Genomic DNA, 20,960 nt, shown 5'->3' with positions numbered 1-20,960 from the left:
GGTGTTCACCGGTCGACCCCGGCGGGCGTCCAGGCGCCCTTGCCGAGGTAGCGCAATGCCATAGCGCGGGCCATCCCGGTGGCCCGCTTCTTGGCGAGCTCGGCATTCGGTCCCGTCCACCCGCCGTCGACGGCGTCGATGAAGATCTGGAGCCACCGGTTGAAGATCTCGGGGGTGAAGGCGTTCTGGTCGTGGTGGTGTCGGTGTCCCTCGAGGACGTCGATGTCGTAGTCCGGGGTGAGCAGCACGACGTGTTGCCAGTAGTCCGCCACGGACCGGATGTGCGCCTGCCAGTCGAGGTGGCGAGGGCCGCCGGTGAAGTACGGCGCGAGGAGGTCGTCCTGGACGATGTCGGCGTACTGGCGGGTGACGAGCTCGAGGATCTCCTCGGCGGAGTCGAGGTCGGTGCCTCGGTGGGTCCAGGTTCCGCCGTGGCGGTTGGTTCCGGCGGGAAGCGGGCGAGGTTGCCCGATCGGCTCGTCGTCGGGGTCTCGGTAGAACTGGACGAAGAACCTCGCGTCGGTCGACGGCTCGACCTGGTGGTCGGTTCCCGGTGCGATGACGGCGCGGTCGCCGGCTTCCAGTCGCATGTCCGGAGCGTCGGGTCCGGTCAGCTCGACGTAGCGCACGGAACCTTGCTGCACGTGCAAGGTCGCCCAGACCGTCGTTCGATGCACGACGGCGAGGGGCTCGGGAAGGTCGGTACCCCCGAAGAGCGGCGTGTGCCGGCCCTCAACGAGCTCGACGGGCAGTACTTGTTCAGCCACCCTTGAGCCCCTCTCGCCTCGCATGGGCTGCCTGGGTTCGCGACCCGCCTGCATCGGACGCTCGGCGTCTCGGTGAACCCGCACGGCACTGCCGTGCAAGAGCGTCCCTTGCGTCGCATGCGTGACGGACGGATGCGACGCCATGGGGGCGCAGCGGAACGATGGAAACGGTCATCGGTTCATCTCTCTGGCAATGGCTCAGAGCAGGCGTCCGCCCCGTGCGACCGCAACATCGGTCAGCCGAGTCGTCCGTTCTACGTCGGAGCTTGTCCGGCCACCCTCTCATGCCACAACGGCGGCCGACAGGGCCCAAGGTCCCCAGTCGCCTCGATGTTTGGACACCGCCGGGCCGCCCCTACGGTCCGACGTGTCGCGGCGAGTCCTACGGCGGCTACCTATGAGGTTCTTGCCCGGCTGTGATCTCCAGCGCTGCGGGTGGGGTCATGGTGTTCCTCCTCTACGCCGACGGCGATGCCTAGAGGGCCAGGACGCCGGCGGCGGTGGCGATGGCTACGACGAGGCCGAAGCCGCTCTGCCGTAGTCCGAGGACGACGGCACGGCCGGTAGGAGCCAGGCGGTGCAGGAGGTGTTGGGCAACGACGGTCGAGGCGACTGTGATGGCACCCAACAACACCACCGGCTCGACGACGACCGCGACGGAGACGACGACGAGGGCGGTGATGTCGCCGGTGATGACCGCTGCGGGCTGCGACGGCCGACCGTGCAGGCACCGGACCTGGTTGCGAACCATGATGACCGCGGCAACGGCCCGGGCGGCCAGCACGAGCCACACGGCTATTGCCACCTTGGTCGGTTCTCCGTTGGCAAGGATCGCCGCCGCAGCGATCGCCGCGATGCCGACCGCGCCGCAGAGTTCAGGGGCGAGCCGGCGGCTCCGAGACCTCATGTCGAACCAGAGCTCGACGGCGACCAACGGGCCGGCTACGACCGCCGGCCACCAGAACGGTGCGCTCGCCGTGGCAAGGGCGAGGGCCACCAGGACGGTGGCGGCGAGGATCTCGAAGGTGGCGACCGCTGCGGCGGTCCGGGTGCGGGGCAGGTGGCGGCCTCGGTGGGCGTCGACGAGGAGGACCTTGAGCGGTGTCCGGGCCAGGAAGGCAAGGATGGCCGCGATGCCGAGGCAGACCGTCGTGGCGGTCGGGGCGATGATGGCCCCGACGAGGATCGGCTCCAGCGTGAGGCCCCACCCGCCGTGTTCCGAAGGCACTGCCACACTGCGCAGGACCGGCCTCGGCGCAGGAGGCGAAGGGGCTGGGCCTGTCGCCGCTGTCGCTGCCGTCATCGGAGCGTTCCTGCGATCGAGAGCGCCACGATCAGGACGACCACGAGGGTGACCAGTACGACCGATGCGAGCATCGGATGACTCGGTCGGGTGGAGCTCTGCTCAGGCGCCATCGTTCAGGCCGCTTCGGCCGTCGGCGCGCCGGGCTCCGGGGCGGTCGAGTCGGCGGCGGGTGCGACGTCGGTTCGCCTTGCGGTCGAGGTCTCGGCCTCGAGCGCCTTGGCGGCTTTCTCGATCCGGGTCAGGTAGACGACACCTCCGACCATGGACCCGAAGCCGAGGCCACCCCAGAAGGCGATGAAGACGCCCAGCGCCAGCGACGACTGCCAGACCTGCCCGGCGGCCATCATGCCCAAGGTGATCAACACCAGCGACAGGACGACGCCTATGGCCGAGCTGGCCACCAAGATCTTCCCCATGCCGGGTGGGTCCCGCCACCCCGCCAGCAGATCTTGCACCTCGGCCCCCGGGCTTCCTGGCTCGTCCATATTTCTAGCTTAGACGCGAACAAAGACGGTTTGTCGATGCGATCCACCGAGGACCGTGGCGCCAGGCGGTTCGCCGGCCGTACACTCGTTGCGGTAGCTCACTCCCTTGTCGAGAGATGACATCGATGCCCACACTGCAGGTCCAGGCCAGGGCGCTTGGTGACCCGACTCGTCACGACATCTTCCAGTACTTGGTAGATGCTGCCGAGCAGGTCGACGTGGCCGAGCTGACCGAGCACTTCGGGCTCAACCACAACGCGATCCGTCAGCACCTGGCCAAGCTCGTCGAGGCCGAGCTCGTCTTGGAGTCGACCGGGCCGCCGTCGGGACGCGGCCGGCCACGCCTGCGCTACGTCGTCAACCCGTCGACGGACTCCCGCTGGGGTGTGACCGGGCCCTACGAACGGCTGTCGATGTTGCTGACCGAGATCGTCCGGACCGGGGAGAGCCCGGTCGAGGTGGGCCGACGCGCCGGGCTGCGCATGCCGCAGGGCAGCGACTTCGACGCCGACCCGGTCCTCGCCTTCGTCGAGCAGATGGCCCGGCAGGGCTTCGACCCGACCGTTCGACGTCGCGGTGACCGGGTCGCCGTGACCCTCGAGACCTGCCCGTTCGCCTCAGCGGTGCTCACGGACCGAGACGTGGTGTGCGACCTCCACCTGGGGATGGCCCAAGGTGTCGCGGAAGCGGTCGGCGGCATGGAGGTCGAGGAGCTCATCGCCAAGGACCCCCGCCAGGCCCGCTGCCGGTTGCGCTGCCGCATCACCGAGGCAGCCTGAGCGCGCCACCTGGCGACCCGTCACCGGTCCCGGTGGTCTTCGACCAGATCGAGGAGGCACGGGCCTTCACCGCCCTCGTCCGCGGCGACCGGCGGGAGGGCCGTGCCGACCAGTTGGCGGTGGTGGACCTGTGCGACGTTCTCTGCCAGGTCGAGGGCCCGTTGCGCGTTGGGTCCGACCCAGCCGAGCTCGACGGTGTCGTGGAACAGTTCGAGCCAGCGCTCGAAGTGGGCGCTGGTGAACGGAGCCCGGGCGTGCACCTCGGCATGTGCCCGGAACGGGTTGCCGACGTAGCCCGCTTGGCCGAGAAGGGCCCGGCACCAGAACGCGCTGAGCTTCGGCAGGTGGGCGGGCCAGTCAACGCAGGCGACGACGTTGAAGACCGGTCCGAGCAGGTCGTCCTGGGCCACGTCTTGGTAGAAGCGCCTCACCATCTCCGCGATCTCGGCCGGCGTGTCCATGTCGCGGCTGGGCGGTGGACGGTGGGGCCCTTCGCTCATGGTCGGGTACCGGCTTTGTGCACGTCGGCGTGGGATCCGAGCTCGGCGACCATGGGAAACAGGCGGTTGTTCTCGATGTGGACGTGCAGGTGCGTGTCGGCCTCGAGAGTCTCGAGCGCCAGGTAGAGGGCGCGATAGCTGGCGCACCCGTCGGGTGGCACGCAGTACCCGTCGCTCAGCGCGCGGAGTCGCCCGAGGAGGGCACCGGCGTGATCGTGTTCGCGCAGCATCTGGCCGATCGCACCTACCAAGGCCGCCGAGCCCGGTGCCGCTGGGTCGCCGACGGTGAGTTGGCGGATCATCGGGAAGAGGACCTGCTCCTCCTTTGCCAGATGAGGTTCCAGCTCGTCGCGCAGATGCCCGAACGTGGACTCGATCGCAACCAGTTCCGGATGGGTGTGCCCGTGCACCCCGCGCACCTTGGTCACGAGAGCGGCGATCCTCGGAAGCTCCGCGTGCAGGAAGGCGTGGTGGGTGTCCTCGAGGTAGTCGACGAGCGAAGCGCCGTCGAGGTGTGTCCATGGCGCGGGCGACGCTTCGGATGAGGCCTGCTCCGTGAGTTCTCGGGCCACGGCAACCGGATCCAGGCCCTGCGCCACGCAGGCATCGGCCAGGGTGCGCTGGCCGCCGCAGCAGTAGTCCAGGGACCGACGTTCGAGTTCGCTGGCGAGGTCGGGGTGGCCGGTGACGACGTCAGCGAGGGTGGTCGACGATTCGATGGCCGTGGTCATGATCGCAGCTTACCCGCTGACGTGGTTTTTTCTTGAAGGTGCTAGATAAATCCGTCGTAGACGAGGTAGGAGCGAGGGTCGTGGAACGGATGCCGGCCGTCGACACGTCAAGATCGCCCTCGTCTTCAGCTGCCCTGGAGAACCGACCGCATGAGCGAAGCCATCCGGCTCGAGCTCGGACTGTTTTGACCCCGGGCCGGTGTCGGCCGGGCGACCAGTTCGGGCACCTCATCACGAGCAGACCATGACGGTGAAGCCACCGGATCGCTGGACGCTGGCGCCGGCCGTCGGTTCAGGACGGCGGGGCCCAGTCGAAACCGAAGACGCGCTTTGCCAGCCCGGTCATGAGGGTGGCGGCGTGGTGGGCGGCGTGTTCCGCATGTGGGCCTGCCCAGCGTTCGTCGATGCTGCGGGTCCACAGCCTGTACCAGCGGTCGCAGTGCTCGGGTCGGATGGGAGCGAGCTCGTGGAGGTGACGGTGGGTCTTGGTGACGGATCCGGCGTAGGGGCCGGTCCGGAACAGGATGTGGCACCAGTAGTCGATGAGGTGCGGGATGTGTTCGGCCCAGTCGACCTCGGCCACCTCCCCGAAGACCGGCTCGAGCAGCTCGTCGAAAACGATCTCCCGGTAGAAGGTGATGACGAGGTCATGCACCTGGGCCGGAGTCGAGAGATCCCCCGCCGTGCCGGTCCACGAGTTGGTGTGCGCAGGGGCGGGTTCCGTCGGGGTCATGAGGCGTTGATCCTCTGGCGTTCAGCCACGTTGCTCCTTCGAGCGTCGGCGCGGTCGGGCCGATGCGGCTCCCGACGCATCGGCCCGTCGACCAGCGGGCTACAGGTCGGGTTGGGGTGTGACCCGCAGGTAGGGCTTGAGCGTCGTGATGCCCTTCGGGAACTTCGCGGCGGCGTCTTCGTCGCTGAGCGTCGGCGGGACGATGACGTCGTCGCCGAGGTTCCAGTTGACCGGGGTCGACACGCCGGCGCCGACCGAGAGCTGGAGTGCGTCGACGATGCGGAGGATCTCGTCGATGTTGCGGCCGACCGACGCCGGATAGGTCAGGGTGACCTTGACCTGCTTGTCGGGGCCGATGATGAACACGGTCCGCACGGTGGCTGTGCTGAGCGCCTTCGGGTGGATCATCCCGTACAGGTTCGCCACGGCCCGGTCCTCGTCGCCGACGAGGGGGTAGTTGAGCGCGCTCCCCTGGGTCTCTTCGATGTCGGCGGACCAGCCGTTGTGGGACTCGACGGTGTCGACGGAGACGCCGATGAGCTTGGTGTTGCGCTGGTCGAACTCGGCCTTGCGGTTGGCGAAGGCCCCGAGCTCGGTGGTGCACACCGGGGTGTAGTCGGCGGGGTGGGAGAACAGGACGCCCCAACCGTCTCCGAGGTAGTCGTGCAGCGAGAGCTTCCCCTCAGTGGTCTCCGCGGTGAAGTCGGGGGCGGTGTCGCCGAGCTGGATGGTCATGCGAGCTCCTTAGTTCTGGTACTCACTAGACTTATCACGCCGGAGGATGGGCGACCAGTTCGGTCGGGATCCGACGACAAGGCCGGATCATCCGCGATGACGACCGCTGGAATGCCGGGACCAGGTTCGGCCGTCTCTACGATCGGAGCCTGTCGCCAACCTGACGAAGGTAGAAGCTGTGCTCGATGAGAAGCTGACGGGCGTCTACGCCGATGTCGCCCGCCGCAACCCGGGCGAGGACGAGTTCCTCCAGGCAGTCCGGGAGGTCCTCTCCTCCATCGGGCCGGTGTTGGCGAAGCACCCCGAGCTGGCCGAGCACAAGACGATCGAGCGGATCTGCGAGCCGGAGCGCCAGATCATCTTCCGGGTGCCCTGGGCCGACGACCGGGGCGAGATCCAGATCAACCGTGGGTTCCGCGTCGAGTTCAACAGCGCCCTCGGCCCGTACAAGGGTGGGCTCCGCTTCCACGAGTCGGTCAACTCCGGGATCGTGAAGTTCCTCGGCTTCGAGCAGACGTTCAAGAACGCCCTCACCGGCATGCCGATCGGCGGCGGCAAGGGCGGCGCCGACTTCGACCCGAAGGGCCGCAGCGACCAAGAGGTCATGCGGTTCTGCCAGAGCTTCATGACCGAGCTCTACCGTCACATCGGGGAGTACACCGACGTGCCCGCCGGCGACATCGGGGTCGGCACCCGAGAGATCGGCTACCTGTTCGGCCAGTACAAGCGGATCACGAACCGCTACGAGTCCGGCGTCCTCACCGGCAAGGGCACCAACTGGGGCGGAGCCCTGGTACGCACGGAGGCCACCGGATACGGCGCCGTCTACTTCGCTGAGCAGATGTTGCTCGCCCGCGGCGACGCCATCGATGGGAAGACCTGCGTCGTGTCCGGGTCCGGCAACGTGGCGATCTTCGCCATCGAGAAGATCCACCAGCTCGGCGGGACCGTCGTTGCCTGCTCGGACTCCGCCAGTTACGTCGTCGACCCGAAGGGCCTCGACCTCGAGCTCCTCAAGGAGATCAAGCTCCGCGACCGTGGCCGTCTCAGCGCGTACGCAGAGCGGCGCGGCGACGCCACGGTCGTCCTCGACGGCTCGATCTGGGACGTGACCTGCGATCTGGCCTTCCCGTGCGCCACCCAGAACGAGCTCACCGGGCGCGATGCCACCGCTCTGGTCCGCAACGGCGTCGTCGCTGTCGTCGAGGGCGCCAACATGCCGTGCACCCCGGAAGCGGTCGATCGGTTCCTCGAGGCGGGCGTTGCGTTCGGGCCCGGCAAGGCCGCCAACGCCGGCGGCGTCGCAACCTCCGCGCTTCGAGATGCAGCAGAACGCCAGCCGCGACTCCTGGAGCTTCGAGCACACCGAACGGCGCCTTGCTCAGATCATGAAGGGCATCCACGACACCTGCAGAGCCACCGCCGAGGAGTACGCAGCACCCGGCAACTACGTCGTCGGCGCCAACATCGCCGGCTTCCTACGTGTCAGCCAGGCCATGGTCGCTCTCGGGCTCATCTAGCTGGTGTCCCACGGTCCAGAGGGGCGGCGCGAGCGTCATCGGAACCGTGAGGAACCCATGCGACCTTCGCTCTCGACCTTATGCATCCGCTCGTCGTAGCCGATCTGGCGAAAGAGATCAGCGAGCGACTCATAGCGGCCGTAGTCATCGATGAACGAACCCTCGTACGGGGTGGTCTCCCACTCCGGGTGCTCCTGGACGAGCAGGGCGTACTCGTGCTCGGCGTGGTCCTCGAAGTCCGCGTTGAGCCGGTAGCTCCACGTGGGGCGCAGGGCGTACATGAACCAGGAGAGCTGGTAGTACGCGAAGGCCAGGATCTGCGGGATGATGCGGTGGCGGACGAAGCCGAGGCGTTCGGGCTGCTGGTCGACCATCTCCTCGAGGATCAGCAGGTGCCACTGCTCGTTGTCCTGCTCGAAGCGGCTGACCCGGACCTTGTCGAAGATGCGACGGGCGAAGTCGTGCTCCCGGGCGGTGTGGGTCATCGCCACGTAGGCGACGTTCTCCCACGCCTGGTACGGCACCCGCGCGACGAGCTCGAGCACCCGAAACTTCGGCAGCGTCCGCTCCTTGCCATAGAGCAGGTCCATCACCGCAAAGAGCCCCTTCGCGGACAGCGACGCCCTGCGACGAGGCGACGCGAGCGTCGCATCCTGCTCGGCGCGGAGCTGAGCCGGCTCGAGCCGGGCCATCGCTCCGAACGGCGGGCGCTCCCCGATGGCTTCGGTGACCGGGCCTCGAACAGCGTCAGGTGCCATGGCTTCGACCATAGCGACGGGGTTCAGTCTGCGAGCATCGGAGGTGTCGCTCCGACGTCGTAGGTGACCCGGTCGCCATCGAGACGGACTCCGTCGGTCGGCCTGTGTGGCGTGAGCCGCCCATCGTGCATGAGGTGCACGACCTCGACCTGGCGGATGAGGACGAGGTGGTCGGCCAGCAGACGCCGATGGCAACGCCACCAGACGGTCTCGCTGCACATCACCGCCCGATCGTCACCGCGAGCCAGCAGGACGTCGACCCCGTCCAGGAAGGCCTCGCTCTCCATGTGGTCGGCGTACGCCTGGAACGACGGGTGACGGAGCGCGACGTGCTTCGACCCGGCGACCTTTTTGCGGCGTCCACCGAGCTCACGCATCCACGAGTAGTCGATGTCCGCGTCCGGTAGCCATTGGGCCATGGCATCCGTGCCGAACTGTGGGTTGCGGCGGCTTCCCGGGAAGGACCGGATGTCGACGATCTCGACCAAGTGAGCAGCGGCCGCGAGCTCGACGAACTTCTCCTGGGCCAGGGTGCCGTGCCCCAGGGTGTGGATCTTCACGACCTCACGCCTTCCCGGCGCCTCGCGGTGCAGCCGCCGGCGCTCGGTGTCGTCCGCAGCACTCGGCACCGAGCGCTGCGTCATCCATCGATCCCGTCATCGTGATGTTGGCGGTGATCGATGGATCGTGGACGAGGGTCATGCCGTCCGCCCACGTCGAGGCGGTCCAGCAGGGGCGAGGAAGTTCGGCGGCCGAGGACGTGCTGGGACCATTCTTCTAGTCTAATCGTGAACTATCTACTCGATGTCGGCGTGGTGGGTATGGGCGTTTGCATGGAGCTGTCGCCTCTGCCTCCCTACCGCCTCGAACTGACCGTCTGGGCATTGCGGCGCCGAGACCGCAATCGCATCGATCGATGGGACGGGGTCTACCGGCGTGCCCTGCAGGTGGGCTCGAGAGCGATCGGCGTGGAGGTCACCCAGCACGGCCGCACCTCGAGCCCAGCGCTCACCGTCGAACTCCTGTCGCCGGGCGATCACTCGGCTGCTGAGCTGGCCGCAGTTCGCTTCCAGGTCACGCGGCTGCTCGGCCTCGACGTGGATCTCGGGGGGGTTCTACGGCCTCGCCGAATCCCACGGGCTGAGCCGACCCCTGGTCGATCGCTTCCTTGGCGTGCGTCCGCCTCGGTTCCCCACCCTCTTCGAAGCGCTCTGCAACGCCGTCGCGAACCAGCAGCTGTCCCTCGAGGTCGGCCTCACGCTCCTCAACCGGCTCACCGACGCCCACGGGACGGAAGCGCCCGGCGACCACGAGCTCTCCGTGTTCCCGACTCCTGAAGCAGTCCTCGCAGCTGACCCACGCGACCTCCGCACCATGGGGTTCAGCAGTCGCAAGACGGAGTACCTCCAAGGAATCGCTCACGCCATCGCAACCGGGGCCATCGATGAAGCATCCCTCGAAGCTGCGGACCGGACCGCGGCGACACGAGGGCTCATGACGCTTCGAGGCATCGGACGGTGGTCTGCCGAGTACGTCCTGCTCCGCGGTCTCGGCCGACTCGACGTGTTCCCCGGAGACGACGTCGGCGCCCGCAACAAGCTGACCCACTTCATGGGCCTGGACCACTCACCGAGCTACGACGAGATCACCGGGCTGCTCAGCCCATGGGACCCGTACGCCGGGATGCTGTACTTCCACCTACTCCTCGACGGGCTCGCCGACCGCGATCAGCTGTCCATCGCGGCACCCCCCAAGCCCTCGTCGTCGCCTGAGCGACGACCGGTCCGCACGTCGCTCGTCGAGGCCGTTCACAACCCCGCATCTCGGATCAACGTGCCCCCGCCTAGGGTTGATCCCATGCCCTCGTCCCGAACCTCTGCAGCACTGGGCGCTGTGAACTCGGACGTCGGTCAGCGGCACGCTGTTGCGCCGCCAGCGGTCGCGCGCGGTTGGATGTACGACCCCGCTGAGCACTGGTGGGCGCTGCTCGTCGGCGCCCCGCCGCTCTTCGGCTGAATCCACCGCCGTCGAGCCCCACGGCTCATCACAGCTCTGCGTTCACCTCCTGCGCCTTCGGGCCGGTCGGTGACGTGCACGTGCTGGCGGCGGCCTGTTCATGACGCTGCTGAAGAACCTGGTGATGCTCGTGCTGCTGTTCGCGTGTGCCGTTCTTGCCACCGCTGTTCCGGTCGGGATGGTCCTGACCGCTGCCCTCCACCGACGATGTCGATTTCGCTGCAACTGCGTGGACGACTCCATGGCCCTCGGCGCGTTGGCGTCGGTTGCCCACAAGGCGAAGGTGCGAGATGGTCGCACGTGACCGTCCTCAACTTGTCCTGCACTGCTCTGCCACGGCGCCAGCTCGCGGCTGAACGAGTTCGAGTTGCGCCAGCTCGAGGGCCGGCTCCTCGAGCATCTCGAAATCCTGGCGGCGGAGGCTGACTGCACAAGAGATTGACCGACCCTTGCAGGAGGTCCCGATAGTGTCGCCACACGAGCGCCCCGCCACCCAGGGAGCAGCCAGTGCCACCTTTCCTCCTCTCCTCTGCTCCTGTCAGGAGCCTCGACGCCTACCTCGCTACCGGCGTAGGTGGGCGAGGTCTCGAGGTTGCGAGACGAATCGGAAGATCAGCGACGATCGACCTCATCACCGCAGCCGGGTTGCGCGGGCGAGGCGGGGGCGGGTTCCCGACCGGGAAGAAGTGGTCGGGCATTGCGTCGCAGCGCGACAGCCGCCGGTACCTGGTCTGCAACGGCGCAGAAGGCGAGCCGGGCACGTTCAAGGATCGTGCCTTGATGCGGGCCAATCCCTACCAGCTGGTCGAGGGCTTGATGATCGCTGCGTTCGCCGTCGAAGCAGCCGAGGTCTACATCTGCATCAAGGCGTCGTACGAGACCGAGCTCGAGCGAGTGACCGTCGCTGTTCAGGAGCTCCAGCAGGCCGGCATCTGTGACGACTGCACGGTCAACATCGTTGCAGGGCCTGACGAATACCTTTTCGGCGAAGAGAAGGCCATGCTCGAGGTCATCGAAGGCAAGTCCCCGCTGCCTCGACTGTTTCCGCCCTATGAGCAGGGCCTCTTCGCCCGCTCACCTGAGCTTGGATGGGAGGCGACGCCGGTCGCCGTCGGAGCCCGATCCGATGATCCCCACCCGACCCTCGTCAACAACGTCGAGACCATGTCCAACGTTCCGCACATCCTCGCCCGCGGGGCGGATTGGTTTCGTTCCATGGGGACGGCTGGGTCGCCGGGGACGGTCGTCTGCACCGTGGTGGGCGACGTGGTCGCACCCGACGTCGGCGAGGTCGAACTTGGCACCGCGTTGCGGGACGTCATCGACGCCGTGAGCAGCGGACTGCCCGAAGGGCGAACGGTCAAGGCTGTGTTCTCTGGGGTCGCAAATGCCGTGGTCACCGGAGCAGACCTGGACGTGCCCGTGTCCTACGAGGGACTCGCAGCCGTCGGCAGCGGAATGGGTTCAGCGGGGTTCATCGTCTACGACGACACGGCCTGCATGGTCGACGCCGCCTACCGGTTTTCCCGGTTCCTGTCCATCGAATCCTGCGGTCAGTGCTCACCCTGCAAGCTCGGCTCTGCAGAGATCACCCAGTGTCTGCAGCGCATCGAAACGGGGGCCGGGACCGACCGGGATCTCGAGATCATGCGCGGCTGGCTGCCTCGCGTCACCGACGGCAGCCGCTGCTACCTCGCCTCCGAGGAACGCATCGTCGTCAGCAGCATCCTGCGTGCGTTTCCCGAGGAGTTCGCTGATCACATCGAGCACCATCGCTGCCCCGTCGACCGTCAGGACCCGATGCCGAAGCTCGTTGACCTCGCCGGTGGACACGCCACCTACGACGAGACGTTCTGGCGCAAACGTTCCGACTGGACCTACGACCCCGAATAGCGGGCATCGTTCGCCGCCTGGCGCCAGTCTGGCGAGAAAACAGAGTCGCCATTCTGACTCGAGTGCGCTCTCAGCCGAGGTCGTCCAGATCGTCGACGCTCTGCGCCGGCACGTGCCTCATGGACAGCGCCCCGAGGCCGCGCTCGAGCCAGTGCAGACCCCTCAGCAGCAGAACAGCCAACGTTGCTCCACCCACGGCCAGCAGGGGCGCACCGAACGCTGTGGTGGCACCGAGGACCGCGACCAACAGCACCGTCGCTGCCGTGGTCAGGCCCGCACTGGTGCCCTTCACGTTGGTCAAGATCGCTCCCGCACCGATGAATCCGACGCCTGTCAACAGGCCGTGCATGACCCGGGTGGGGTCTGCGGACGGATTGCCGTCCGTGACGACCAGGCCGACGCCCACAGCCAGGCAGCTGGCGACCGCTACGAGCATGTGGGTCCGAACTCCGGCGCGCTTGCCGGCCAGCTCACGTTCGAGACCCACGATTCCTCCGGCCACGCAAGCGACCAAGACCTGGAAGGCGAGCACCAGCTGGGCATGGGCATCGGCCGTTGACGCGTCTCGAAGAACATCCATCTTTTTCATCCTTCCTGTCACTGATGACTGGTCAGCCGCAGCTCCGCCTGGAACGAGCCGCGCTCAATCGCAGAAGCGCTGAGCCCCGTCACTCGCCACGGTGGCGTGTACGGAAGCACGAGGCATCGACGGAGATCGACCGCTCAACCAGCTCGCGGGAAGAAGCCGCAGGTCTTCTGACGGTGCGCTGTCTGGGGCCCGAGCTAGCTGCGACGGCCGGGAACAGATGTGTGCGACGGCCACACCGGAAGCAGCGCGGGCGAGAGGTCCAGCGGGGTCCCGACCACGGGTGGGTACTCCGCTCGAGCGCCAGAGCGATGGATGTGGACCACGCCGCCGATCATGGCGCCGAACCCACCTCCGCCCCAGAGCGCTGCAAAGACGCCGATGCCGAAGGACGAGGCGAGTGAGGTCCCGGTGGCCATCAAGCCTGCCGTGACTGCGATAAGGACGAACGTGATCGTGCCGGTCGACGCGATGATGATGGAGCGACCCAGCCCTGGCGGGTCGCTCTGGGACCGCTCGTTGGCCGGGGTTCGGGACGGGAGTGCTGCGGGAGGCGGTTGCGCTCGCCCAACGAGGGCTTCGAAGCGGTTGATGCTGTCGTCGGCGGTGATGGTGGCAGGGAGCCGGGTTGACATGGTTGGATTTCCTTTTGTGGTGGTCGATTGGTGGGAGCGACCGGGCGGTGCGGCGTTGCTCCGCCCGGTCGCTGTGTCGGCGAGTCGGATCCGGCGGCGGGAGGCAGCGCCGGTGTCCTCTGCTGCGCTCGGCGCTATCGCCGCGCGGCCGACGCGATCCTGGTCGAGGTGTGCAGGTCCGCCGGTTGATCGAGCTGGTCGATGGCGGCAAGTGCTCGGTCTCGAAGGATGGTCGTGTCGACGGTGAACTCGCCAGGGTTCTCTGCGAGGTCGCAAAGTGCTTGGCTGAACGCCTTCAGGTGGCGTTCGATTCGGAACGTCGTGTGGCCGAGCCCGGCGGACCCGAGGTGTTCGGCGCAGGTCGGGCACCGGTCTGCATCGGTCGGGTCTGCGGCGTAGAGGTCGGAGAGGTCAAACAACTCGTTGCAGTGGTGGCAAAGCGCTCGGAGGGTCACAGGCTTCCTTTCTTTCTGGGCCCGCTGCGGTGCCCCCGGGCCGCTGCGGCGCCGCAGCGGCGTACTGCTACGAGCGACCCTCGATGAGCTCTCGTCGATGGTTCGCAGCGTTCCGTTTGGCACGTCGCTCATGCTTGATTCGGCGCTTCTCAAGCACCGACTTCCCCGGTTTCCGGGTCTTTCCGTCTCCCATGGTTCACCTCCCGGGCGCGTCAAAGAAGGTCTTCGAACACTCAAGCGTTCAAAGAATAAATCCTGCTACGCCAGCAACTTCAGCGACCATGTCGCGTCTGCTGATGGGTGCCGGCGTGCAAGGCGTAGCCGACGAGCTGGTGCGCTCGACTCGCAGAGCCCTGCGTCAGACAGTCGGCGGTGCGCCGACGAGCAGAGCCCACCAGCACGCAGGGCGGTCTGCGGCGGGAATCGTGATCCCTCGTGTCGCAAACGCAGCCGATGTAGCCATGTCCATCACCATAGTCGAAAAGACCGGTTGGTGCGACGTCGCACTTTTCTCCCTGGAACAGGTTGCGAAGCTGCCCCATTTAGCGGGTGTAGTGAGCGCGTCGATGCAGCGGTGCAGGACCGTCGTACCGAGGGTGAGGACGCTCCGGTCAGCGGGGGGGGCGTCGGCAACGGCCGGGAACGGGACGTTGTTTCCCTTGTGGATGTGCAGCCCCATGTCTGCTGCGAGGGGCCTTCATCGCCTCACACCTCGCGTCATTCGCCAAAGAGGGCGTCGTCATGGTCGATGGCGGCCAGACCGCCCACTGACAACCCCAGGAGCGTTGCCTCTCCGGCCCGCTCAACCTGCCGCAGCCATGATGTCCGTTCCCTCCCATTCTCAAGCCTGGTTCTCGGTTCCCTTCTCCTTCTGCGCCGCGCCGGCTCTGTTGCGGTGCGAAGCCTTGAGTTGCAACCCCCGGGGTCAGATGTTGGTCTGGTCCGGAGGGGCGCTGGCGATCATCGTGGACTGGGTGGGGGCTACGTCCGTCGATGGCGGGCAGTCGGCCCCGAGGGCATAGCTGGTCATCGAGATCGATCCGAAGCTGGGACCCTCGACGAGGATCTCGGGGGTGTCATCGGCTTCGGCGGCAAGCGCTGCGAGGTAGAGCATCGGGATGAAGTGGTCGGGGGTGGGCACGGCGAGGTCGAAGTCGGCGTGATCGGTGAGCTCGAGGATGTCGCCTGGACGTTCGCGCAGCAGTTCCGACGCAGACTCGTCGAAGCGGCTGTTCCAGGCGGCCGCCCCGTCGGGCTGGCTCCAGTCGATGGAGCGAAGGTTGTGGACGATGTTGCCGCTGGCGACGATGAGGATGCCCTCCCGGCGGAGCGGGGCGAGTCGGGCGCCGATGTCGAGGTGGTAGCCGAGCGGCTGCGAGGCGTTGATGGAGAGCTGCACGACAGGGATGTCGGCATCAGGGAACATGTGCGCCAGGACCGACCAGGTGCCGTGGTCGAGGCCCCAGCTGTCGAGGTCGAGGCCGACCCACTGTGGCTTTGCAACGTCGGCGACGAGTTCAGCGACTTCGGGGTGCCCAGGGGCGGGGTAGTCGTAGGCGAACAGCTCGTCGGGGAAGCCGTAGAAGTCGTGGATGACACGCGGGACGGCCATGGCGGTCACGGCGGTGGCATTGATGTACCAGTGCGCCGAGATGCAGAGAACCGCTCTGGGGGTGGGGACGCTGGCGCCGAAAGCCTTCCACGCGTCGGTGAAGCGGTTGTCCTCGAGTGTGTTCATGGGGCTGCCGTGCCCGACGAACGCAGCAGGCATCAGAGGGTTGTGGATCATCGGGCGCCTCCGAGGGCGATCATGCTGATGGGGTGCACTGTCTGCGTCGCATGGGCCCGTTCGGTCACGCGGGCGTCAGCGGTACAACGAGAGCCGGGATCGTCGAGGTCCGCACGATGTCTGCCCCGGTGGCGCCGACGCGCATCCGGCTCCAGCCCGAACGTGCGTGGGTGGTGAGTGCGACAAGACTCGCCGGATTGTGGTCGAGGTAGGTCTTGACACCGGCGTGAACGCTGATGGGGTCCTCGGTGACGTGTCCAACAGCCCTGATCGGGCCCTGAAACCGAGACGCAAGATCGTTGACGTAGCTGGTGGGGTCTGCTGGGCCGAAGGTGTTGCGACTCTTGCCGTCCAGAGTTGCAGGGTTGTCTGCGGAAACGGTGAGGATCACCAGTTCCGCGTCGAGCGCAGCTGCCCAAGCTGCAGCGTCGGGCAGCACCGCTTCCGATGTCTTTGACCCGTCGACGCACGCCACGACGCGCGGGATCGACAACGGTTCGGGCCAGCCTGCGGGGCGGCGGGGTGGGCGTCCGAGGAGACCTGGCCGATCAGCGTTCGGGCCGACGGCAACCAAGGGCTGTTGGGTCGTCTGCAACACCGCCCGGGTCGTTGAGCCGAGGACGGCCCCGCTGAGGCGCCCGCGTCCGATCGTTGACATGCACACGATGCTCCTCTCGAGCGCAGCGGCCTGAGCAACGATCTCCTGGCTTGGGTCATCGGCAACGGCGACTTCGACTGGCGGTGGATCCGGGAAGTCTACGAAGGACTCGTCGATCAAGTTCAGCAGCTCACCGCTATCGGTCCTACCGGGCTGCAGGACCGCGAGGAGCGTCAGTTCGGCGCCGAATCGCTTCGCGAGCGCCTGCGCGGTCGGCAGCGCCGCAGCGGACAGCTTTGACCCGTCGACGGGCAACAGGACATGACGGTAAGCCGCAGCTTCGAGCGTGTTCGTTGGTTCCACTGCCACAGCATGACGCGAGTGCAAAGCGTGTGCTTGGCGGAGCCGCTCAGGTGGGCGGGGGCGCCGGGAGAGCGAGGATGACTTCGGCTTCCTGCTCGGACGCAGTCGGCCCGTATGCGGTGACGAGGACACCGCGCAGGCCGCAGTGTTCGCAGCGAAGTCCGAAGACGATGGACTGGTCGTCCGGGTTCGACTGACCCTCGAAGCGGGCGATCGACTCGATGGTGACGCGGTTGGCTGGATGGCTGTGGCCGCAACTGGTGCAGCGTAAGGAAGCCTCGGACGTGACGCTGAAATCAGCGGTGTACCCGTCAGCTCGGAGCGCTGCGAGTTCTTCTACGAGGGTCGGCCAGGTCATAGCCGCCAAGCTAAGACGGCCACCTGGTCGACGACACCTGCCCGCTTTGGGTCAAAGGAATCTGACCACGTGCCGACGCGACCTCACCGCACTCTGCAGGCTCTGCGGCCACCGCTCCACCGATCCAAGTGGCGTAGCCGACCTTCCGCGGTAGCCAGGGCTGTTGGTCTGCGGTCACTCGGGGGTCGCGATGGGCCGGTCGGTCGCCCAACGGGGGATGTCGATGGGACGGTCGCCCGGGTGCCGATCGACGAGTGGGCAGCGGGTGCCGGTGTAGATCGTCGGCATGCACCGGTTGCAGTGGATGCACCCCGAGGTGGGGCCGGTGCCGCCGGCCCACTCGTTGACGATGTCGGGGTGGTGGAGTATGGCTCGGGCCATGGCCACGAACTCGAAGCCTGCGGCCAGCCCGCGCTCGGCGGTCGCCATTTCGCTGATCCCTCCGAGCAGGATGATGGGCATGTCGAGCGCCGCTCGGAACCGCAGAGCCTGATCGAGGAAGTAGGCCTCTTCGTAGGGATAGGTGTGGAGGAACCGGTCACCGACCAGCCGGAACCCGGGTCGCAGGTACCACGGCAGCGTTGCACCGAACTCGCGCGTCGGCGCCGCTCCCTTGAAGAGGTACATGGGGTTGGCGAGCGAGCTGCCCCCGGTCAGGGCGATGGCATCGAGGCCGCCGTCGGCTTCTAGGAGCTGGGCGACCTGCAGGCTGTCCTCGGTCGTCAGTCCCCCGCGGTAGCCGTCGACCATGTTCAGCTTCGCCGTCACCGCCACGTCGGTTCCCACGGCGGCGCGGACTGCCGTGACCACTTGGCGGGCGAAGCGGGCCCGGTTCTCGATCGAGCCGCCCCAGCGGTCGGTGCGGCGGTTGAACTTCGGGCTGAGGAACGAGCTGAGCAGGTAGTTGTGGCCGATGTGGATCTCGAGGGAGTCGAACCCGGCGTCGACGCAGAGCTTCGCCGCCCGCTCGTAGTCCGAGGTGACCCGGGCGATGTCATACTCGTCGGCGGCCTTCGCGAAGCGCATGCCGAGCGGGTTGAACATGCGCCCTGGCGCCAGGGACCTCGCCTGGTTCGACGATGCGTTCGCCACGGGTCCGGCGTGGCCGATCTGCGCTTGGGCGAGCGCGCCTTCGTCGTGGATGGCTGTGGTGAGCCGGCGCAGGCCGTCCCGTGCTCGGGGCACCAGGAGGATGCAACCGGAGTCGGTGCGCCCCTCGGGTGCGATCGACAGGTACGCGACGGTGCTCATCGCGGCGCCGCCCTCCGCGACGCCGCGGTGGAAGCCGATGAGGTCCTCGGTGACGACGCCGTCGGGGGTCATGCCCTCGAAGGTTGCGGCCTTGATGATGCGGTTGCGCAGGGTCAGCGGGCCGAGCGGAGCCGGCTCGAACAGCCTCGCTGAGCGATCAGCCCCGGCCGAGTCGGGGTCGGAGGTGGGTTGGGATGAAGTGGGCACCGTTGGTTCCTGTCAGGTCTCGAGGTCGAGGATCTTCGCCATCGACGCGCTCAGCGCCGACGTGACGCGGTCGCGCACCCGGTCGTCGTCACCGACGACGAGGCTGAGGAAGAGGGCGGCGCCGGCTGCGAGCACGATCGCGGCCTGCGCGTCCACGAGTCGGTCCATGGCCGAACCCAATGGCGCCGACCCGCGGGCGCCGTCGACCGACTCGGCGGGAACAGGGCCCACCAGCGCCGAGGCTGGCCCGCTGAACCCCAGCCAGAGCGCCTCACGGATGTCGGGATGGTCGCGCAGGGTTGCCAGCAGGCCGGGCGCCGCGGCGCGCACCTCGGGCCGATCGAAGATGTCGAAGCTGCCCGCGATCACCCCCGAGATCCATCCCGCCGTGTCGACCCCGTCGAACGCGCCGAGATCCGGGGCAGCCCCCAGGATCGCTTCGAGGACGAGGTGCGTCTTCGAGGGCCACCGGCGGGCGATGGCCGGGCGACTTACCCCTGCGCGCTCCGCCACGCCGCGCATGCTGGTGCGCTCCCAGCCCAGCTCAGTGAGCGACGCCCTCGTCGCCGCAAGGACCTCCTCGGCGATCCGGCTGTCCCGGGGCCGCCCAACGGCGGGGCCCGGCACCCCCTTGCCTGCATCGTGCCGATCAGCCATGGACCACAGTCTACGGTCTTTCCGTTACCACTGGCATCTGAATGGAGCACGACGTGCCACCCACCCCCGACGCAGGCCGCTCGGCCATCGAGCGCGTGAGCCCGGAGACGACGGGGAACGGCCGGTGAAGTCGTTCACCGATCGGGTCGCCATCGTCACCGGTGCCGGCGGAGGCATCGGCCGCGCCACCGCTGCGGCCCTGGTCCGCCGCGGCTGCCGCCTCGCCCTCGTCGACATCGACCAAGCCGCGCTCGAGCGCACAGCGAAGTTGCTAGCGAACGAGGGGCACACCGCGTCCACCCACATCGCCGATGTCACCGACGCCGACCAGATGCGCTCGCTCGCCCACGACATCGCCACCCTCCACGGCGGCTGCCACATCCTGGTCAACAACGCCGGCGTCACATCCGCCGGTGCCTTCGAGGACGAGTCCCTCGACGACCTCCACTGGATCGTCGACATCAACCTGTGGGGCGTCGTGCACGGCTGCCGCGCCTTCCTCCCCTACTTGCGCCAGGCGGAAGAAGCACACATCGTCAACCTGTCATCGATGGTGGGCCTCCTGGGACTCCCCCACAACGCCTCCTACTCCCTCACCAAGGGGGCCGTGCGCGGGTTCACCGAAGCGCTCCGCAGCGAGCTCGTCACCACCCCCATCGGCGTCACCGCCGTCTTCCCGGGAGCGATCCGCACCGGCATCACCAACACCGCTCGCGGCGGCGAAGCCTCCCGCCTCGCCCAGATGGGCAACAGCCGGCTCGCGCCGCTCGCCATGCGCCCACCCGACGCCGTCGCCCGCCGCATCGTCTCCGCCATCGAGCACGACCGCGCCCGGTGCGTCATCGGGCCCGACGCCCGCCTGGTCGACGCGTTCGTACGCTTCGCCCCCGGTCGATCGGGCCTGATCGGGCGCCTGACGTCGCACTTCGTGGAGCCCGAGCGCAGCCGGTCCTAGGGCCACCGCCACTGGCCTCCAGGCCCGACCCGCTCGGTCGGCGCCGTCTCCGACGACGTCCTCGGGGGCATCGTCCGTGCGCTCACGTCGACGAGGCCGAGCGGTCATGATCGACCCAGGCGGTTGCCTCTGCGGCTGGGACTCCGGGACTCCAGAGGTACCCTTGCCCGTTGTCGCAGCCAAGGTCGACGAGCGCCTGGAGTTGGGTCTCGGTCTCTATGCCTTCAGCAAGGACGTCCATCTGGAGTGCTCGGGCGAGGCTGACGATGGCCTGCACGATCGACGTGTCGTCGCCTTCCATGCCGAGTCCATCGACGAAGGACTTGTCGATCTTCAGCGTGTCGATCGGTAGGCGTTTGAGGTAGCTGAGCGACGAGTAACCGGTGCCGAAGTCGTCGATGCTCAGATGGATGCCCAGGTCGTGCAAGGCGTGCATCGTGGCAACCGATGAGCCGACCGTATCCATGAGGATGCTCTCGGTGAGCTCGAGGTGCAGAGCATCGGCCGGGACATCGGCGGAGGTGAGCGCTGATGTCACCCGATCTACCAGGTCGAGGTTCTCGACCTGGCGGGCCGAGAGGTTGACCGCCACCCACGTTCGCTGATCGCCCGGATCGCCTCGTCGCCATTCGGCGACCTGCGCGAGTGCCTCGTGGAGCACCCACTCGCCGATGGCACCGATGAGTCCTGCCTCCTCGGCGATCGGGATGAACTCTGCGGGGCTGACGGCGCCGAAGGTCGGGCTGGTCCAGCGGATGAGCGCCTCGAACCCGCTGGTTCGCATCTTTGGAGGTCGATCACAGGTTGGTAGACGATGGACAGCTCATCGAGGTCAAGAGCTGTCTGAAGTGCGGCGCGCAGATCGAGTCGTCGACGACTGGCG

Annotated in this window: 23 protein-coding genes and 1 pseudogene; 6 read left to right on the top strand and 18 right to left on the bottom strand. The window is 67.5% G+C overall.

Annotated features, from left to right (window positions below):
* Window positions 1–5: 5 nt before the first annotated feature.
* The 3 genes from KSP35_RS19820 to KSP35_RS19810 form a co-directional block, all read right to left on the bottom strand.
* On the bottom strand, window positions 6–791 hold the full coding sequence (locus KSP35_RS19820; RefSeq protein WP_254127276.1) for a DUF1971 domain-containing protein: 786 nt from the start codon (window positions 789–791) through the stop codon (window positions 6–8).
* A gap of 451 nt (window positions 792–1,242) precedes the next feature.
* Entirely contained in the window at window positions 1,243–1,995 is a 753-nt protein-coding gene (locus tag KSP35_RS19815; RefSeq protein ID WP_216997492.1) for a YwiC-like family protein, read from the bottom strand.
* Between the two features lie 191 nt (window positions 1,996–2,186).
* On the bottom strand, window positions 2,187–2,489 hold the full coding sequence (locus KSP35_RS19810; RefSeq protein ID WP_216997491.1) for a hypothetical protein: 303 nt from the start codon (window positions 2,487–2,489) through the stop codon (window positions 2,187–2,189).
* A 194-nt stretch (window positions 2,490–2,683) separates the two neighbouring features.
* On the opposite strand from KSP35_RS19810, the gene KSP35_RS19805 reads away from it, so the two are divergent.
* Complete coding sequence (locus KSP35_RS19805) at window positions 2,684–3,337, top strand: metalloregulator ArsR/SmtB family transcription factor (RefSeq protein ID WP_216997490.1); 654 nt, start codon at window positions 2,684–2,686, stop codon at window positions 3,335–3,337.
* Window positions 3,338–3,357: 20 nt separating this feature from the next.
* On the opposite strand, the gene KSP35_RS19800 is transcribed toward KSP35_RS19805, so the two are convergent.
* The 4 genes from KSP35_RS19800 to KSP35_RS19785 form a co-directional block, all read right to left on the bottom strand.
* A complete protein-coding gene (locus KSP35_RS19800) occupies window positions 3,358–3,798 on the bottom strand; it encodes a group III truncated hemoglobin (protein ID WP_216997489.1) in 441 nt (146 codons plus the stop codon).
* 35 nt (window positions 3,799–3,833) lie between these two features.
* Complete coding sequence (gene ric, locus KSP35_RS19795) at window positions 3,834–4,568, bottom strand: iron-sulfur cluster repair di-iron protein (RefSeq protein ID WP_216997488.1); 735 nt, start codon at window positions 4,566–4,568, stop codon at window positions 3,834–3,836.
* Between the two features lie 292 nt (window positions 4,569–4,860).
* Window positions 4,861–5,301 (bottom strand): group III truncated hemoglobin, encoded by a 441-nt coding sequence (locus KSP35_RS19790; RefSeq protein ID WP_216997487.1) that lies wholly within the window; start codon window positions 5,299–5,301, stop codon window positions 4,861–4,863.
* 99 nt (window positions 5,302–5,400) lie between these two features.
* A complete protein-coding gene (locus KSP35_RS19785; protein WP_216997486.1) occupies window positions 5,401–6,036 on the bottom strand; it encodes a peroxiredoxin in 636 nt (211 codons plus the stop codon).
* 178 nt (window positions 6,037–6,214) lie between these two features.
* On the opposite strand from KSP35_RS19785, the pseudogene gdhA reads away from it, so the two are divergent.
* Window positions 6,215–7,556 (top strand): annotated as a pseudogene (gene gdhA, locus KSP35_RS19780) (NADP-specific glutamate dehydrogenase).
* Between the two features lie 35 nt (window positions 7,557–7,591).
* Here the strand turns inward: gdhA and KSP35_RS19775 are convergent.
* Both KSP35_RS19775 and KSP35_RS19770 read right to left on the bottom strand, forming a co-directional pair.
* The gene (locus KSP35_RS19775) at window positions 7,592–8,314 is read right to left on the bottom strand and encodes an alternative oxidase (protein ID WP_216997485.1); all 723 of its coding nucleotides are present in this window, start codon (window positions 8,312–8,314) and stop codon (window positions 7,592–7,594) included.
* 23 nt (window positions 8,315–8,337) lie between these two features.
* Window positions 8,338–8,958, bottom strand: a complete 621-nt coding sequence (locus KSP35_RS19770; RefSeq protein ID WP_216997484.1) for a DUF488 family protein — start codon at window positions 8,956–8,958, stop codon at window positions 8,338–8,340.
* A gap of 529 nt (window positions 8,959–9,487) precedes the next feature.
* Between KSP35_RS19770 and KSP35_RS19765 the strand changes: the two genes are divergently transcribed.
* The 3 genes from KSP35_RS19765 (at window position 9,488) to KSP35_RS19755 (ending at window position 12,223) form a co-directional block, all read left to right on the top strand.
* Complete coding sequence (locus KSP35_RS19765; RefSeq protein WP_216997483.1) at window positions 9,488–10,330, top strand: DNA-3-methyladenine glycosylase; 843 nt, start codon at window positions 9,488–9,490, stop codon at window positions 10,328–10,330.
* A gap of 100 nt (window positions 10,331–10,430) precedes the next feature.
* Window positions 10,431–10,634, top strand: coding sequence for a hypothetical protein (locus KSP35_RS19760; RefSeq protein ID WP_216997482.1), 204 nt, complete (start codon window positions 10,431–10,433; stop codon window positions 10,632–10,634).
* Between the two features lie 203 nt (window positions 10,635–10,837).
* Window positions 10,838–12,223, top strand: coding sequence for an NADH-ubiquinone oxidoreductase-F iron-sulfur binding region domain-containing protein (locus KSP35_RS19755; RefSeq protein ID WP_254126860.1), 1,386 nt, complete (start codon window positions 10,838–10,840; stop codon window positions 12,221–12,223).
* A 70-nt stretch (window positions 12,224–12,293) separates the two neighbouring features.
* Here KSP35_RS19755 and KSP35_RS19750 read toward each other — a convergent pair whose 3' ends face one another.
* The 8 genes from KSP35_RS19750 to KSP35_RS19715 form a co-directional block, all read right to left on the bottom strand.
* Window positions 12,294–12,803 (bottom strand): MgtC/SapB family protein, encoded by a 510-nt coding sequence (locus tag KSP35_RS19750; protein ID WP_216997480.1) that lies wholly within the window; start codon window positions 12,801–12,803, stop codon window positions 12,294–12,296.
* Window positions 12,804–13,006: 203 nt separating this feature from the next.
* A complete protein-coding gene (locus tag KSP35_RS19745) occupies window positions 13,007–13,444 on the bottom strand; it encodes a hypothetical protein (protein ID WP_216997479.1) in 438 nt (145 codons plus the stop codon).
* Between the two features lie 134 nt (window positions 13,445–13,578).
* On the bottom strand, window positions 13,579–14,031 hold the full coding sequence (locus tag KSP35_RS19740; protein WP_216997478.1) for a hypothetical protein: 453 nt from the start codon (window positions 14,029–14,031) through the stop codon (window positions 13,579–13,581).
* Between the two features lie 793 nt (window positions 14,032–14,824).
* Window positions 14,825–15,670 (bottom strand): 4,5-DOPA dioxygenase extradiol, encoded by an 846-nt coding sequence (ygiD, locus tag KSP35_RS19735; RefSeq protein WP_371748998.1) that lies wholly within the window; start codon window positions 15,668–15,670, stop codon window positions 14,825–14,827.
* Between the two features lie 82 nt (window positions 15,671–15,752).
* Window positions 15,753–16,649, bottom strand: a complete 897-nt coding sequence (locus KSP35_RS19730) for a universal stress protein (RefSeq protein ID WP_216997476.1) — start codon at window positions 16,647–16,649, stop codon at window positions 15,753–15,755.
* A 46-nt stretch (window positions 16,650–16,695) separates the two neighbouring features.
* Entirely contained in the window at window positions 16,696–17,007 is a 312-nt protein-coding gene (locus tag KSP35_RS19725; protein WP_216997475.1) for a hypothetical protein, read from the bottom strand.
* 174 nt (window positions 17,008–17,181) lie between these two features.
* Window positions 17,182–18,402 (bottom strand): NADH:flavin oxidoreductase, encoded by a 1,221-nt coding sequence (locus tag KSP35_RS19720; protein ID WP_217002296.1) that lies wholly within the window; start codon window positions 18,400–18,402, stop codon window positions 17,182–17,184.
* 75 nt (window positions 18,403–18,477) lie between these two features.
* Window positions 18,478–19,122, bottom strand: a complete 645-nt coding sequence (locus tag KSP35_RS19715) for a TetR/AcrR family transcriptional regulator (RefSeq protein ID WP_216997474.1) — start codon at window positions 19,120–19,122, stop codon at window positions 18,478–18,480.
* Window positions 19,123–19,246: 124 nt separating this feature from the next.
* Here KSP35_RS19715 and KSP35_RS19710 point away from each other — a divergent pair, with 124 nt between their 5' ends.
* The gene (locus tag KSP35_RS19710) at window positions 19,247–20,077 is read left to right on the top strand and encodes an SDR family oxidoreductase (protein ID WP_216997473.1); all 831 of its coding nucleotides are present in this window, start codon (window positions 19,247–19,249) and stop codon (window positions 20,075–20,077) included.
* An 82-nt stretch (window positions 20,078–20,159) separates the two neighbouring features.
* Here the strand turns inward: KSP35_RS19710 and KSP35_RS19705 are convergent, their stop codons facing one another.
* Window positions 20,160–20,861, bottom strand: coding sequence for a bifunctional diguanylate cyclase/phosphodiesterase (locus KSP35_RS19705; protein ID WP_254126858.1), 702 nt, complete (start codon window positions 20,859–20,861; stop codon window positions 20,160–20,162).
* Window positions 20,862–20,960: the final 99 nt, after the last annotated feature.

The organism is Aquihabitans sp. G128 (genome assembly GCF_019048865.1).
GTDB lineage: Bacteria > Actinomycetota > Acidimicrobiia > Acidimicrobiales > Iamiaceae > Aquihabitans.
The sequence above is the reverse complement of the archived record's forward strand: the minus strand, read 5'-3'. Positions and strand labels throughout refer to the sequence as shown.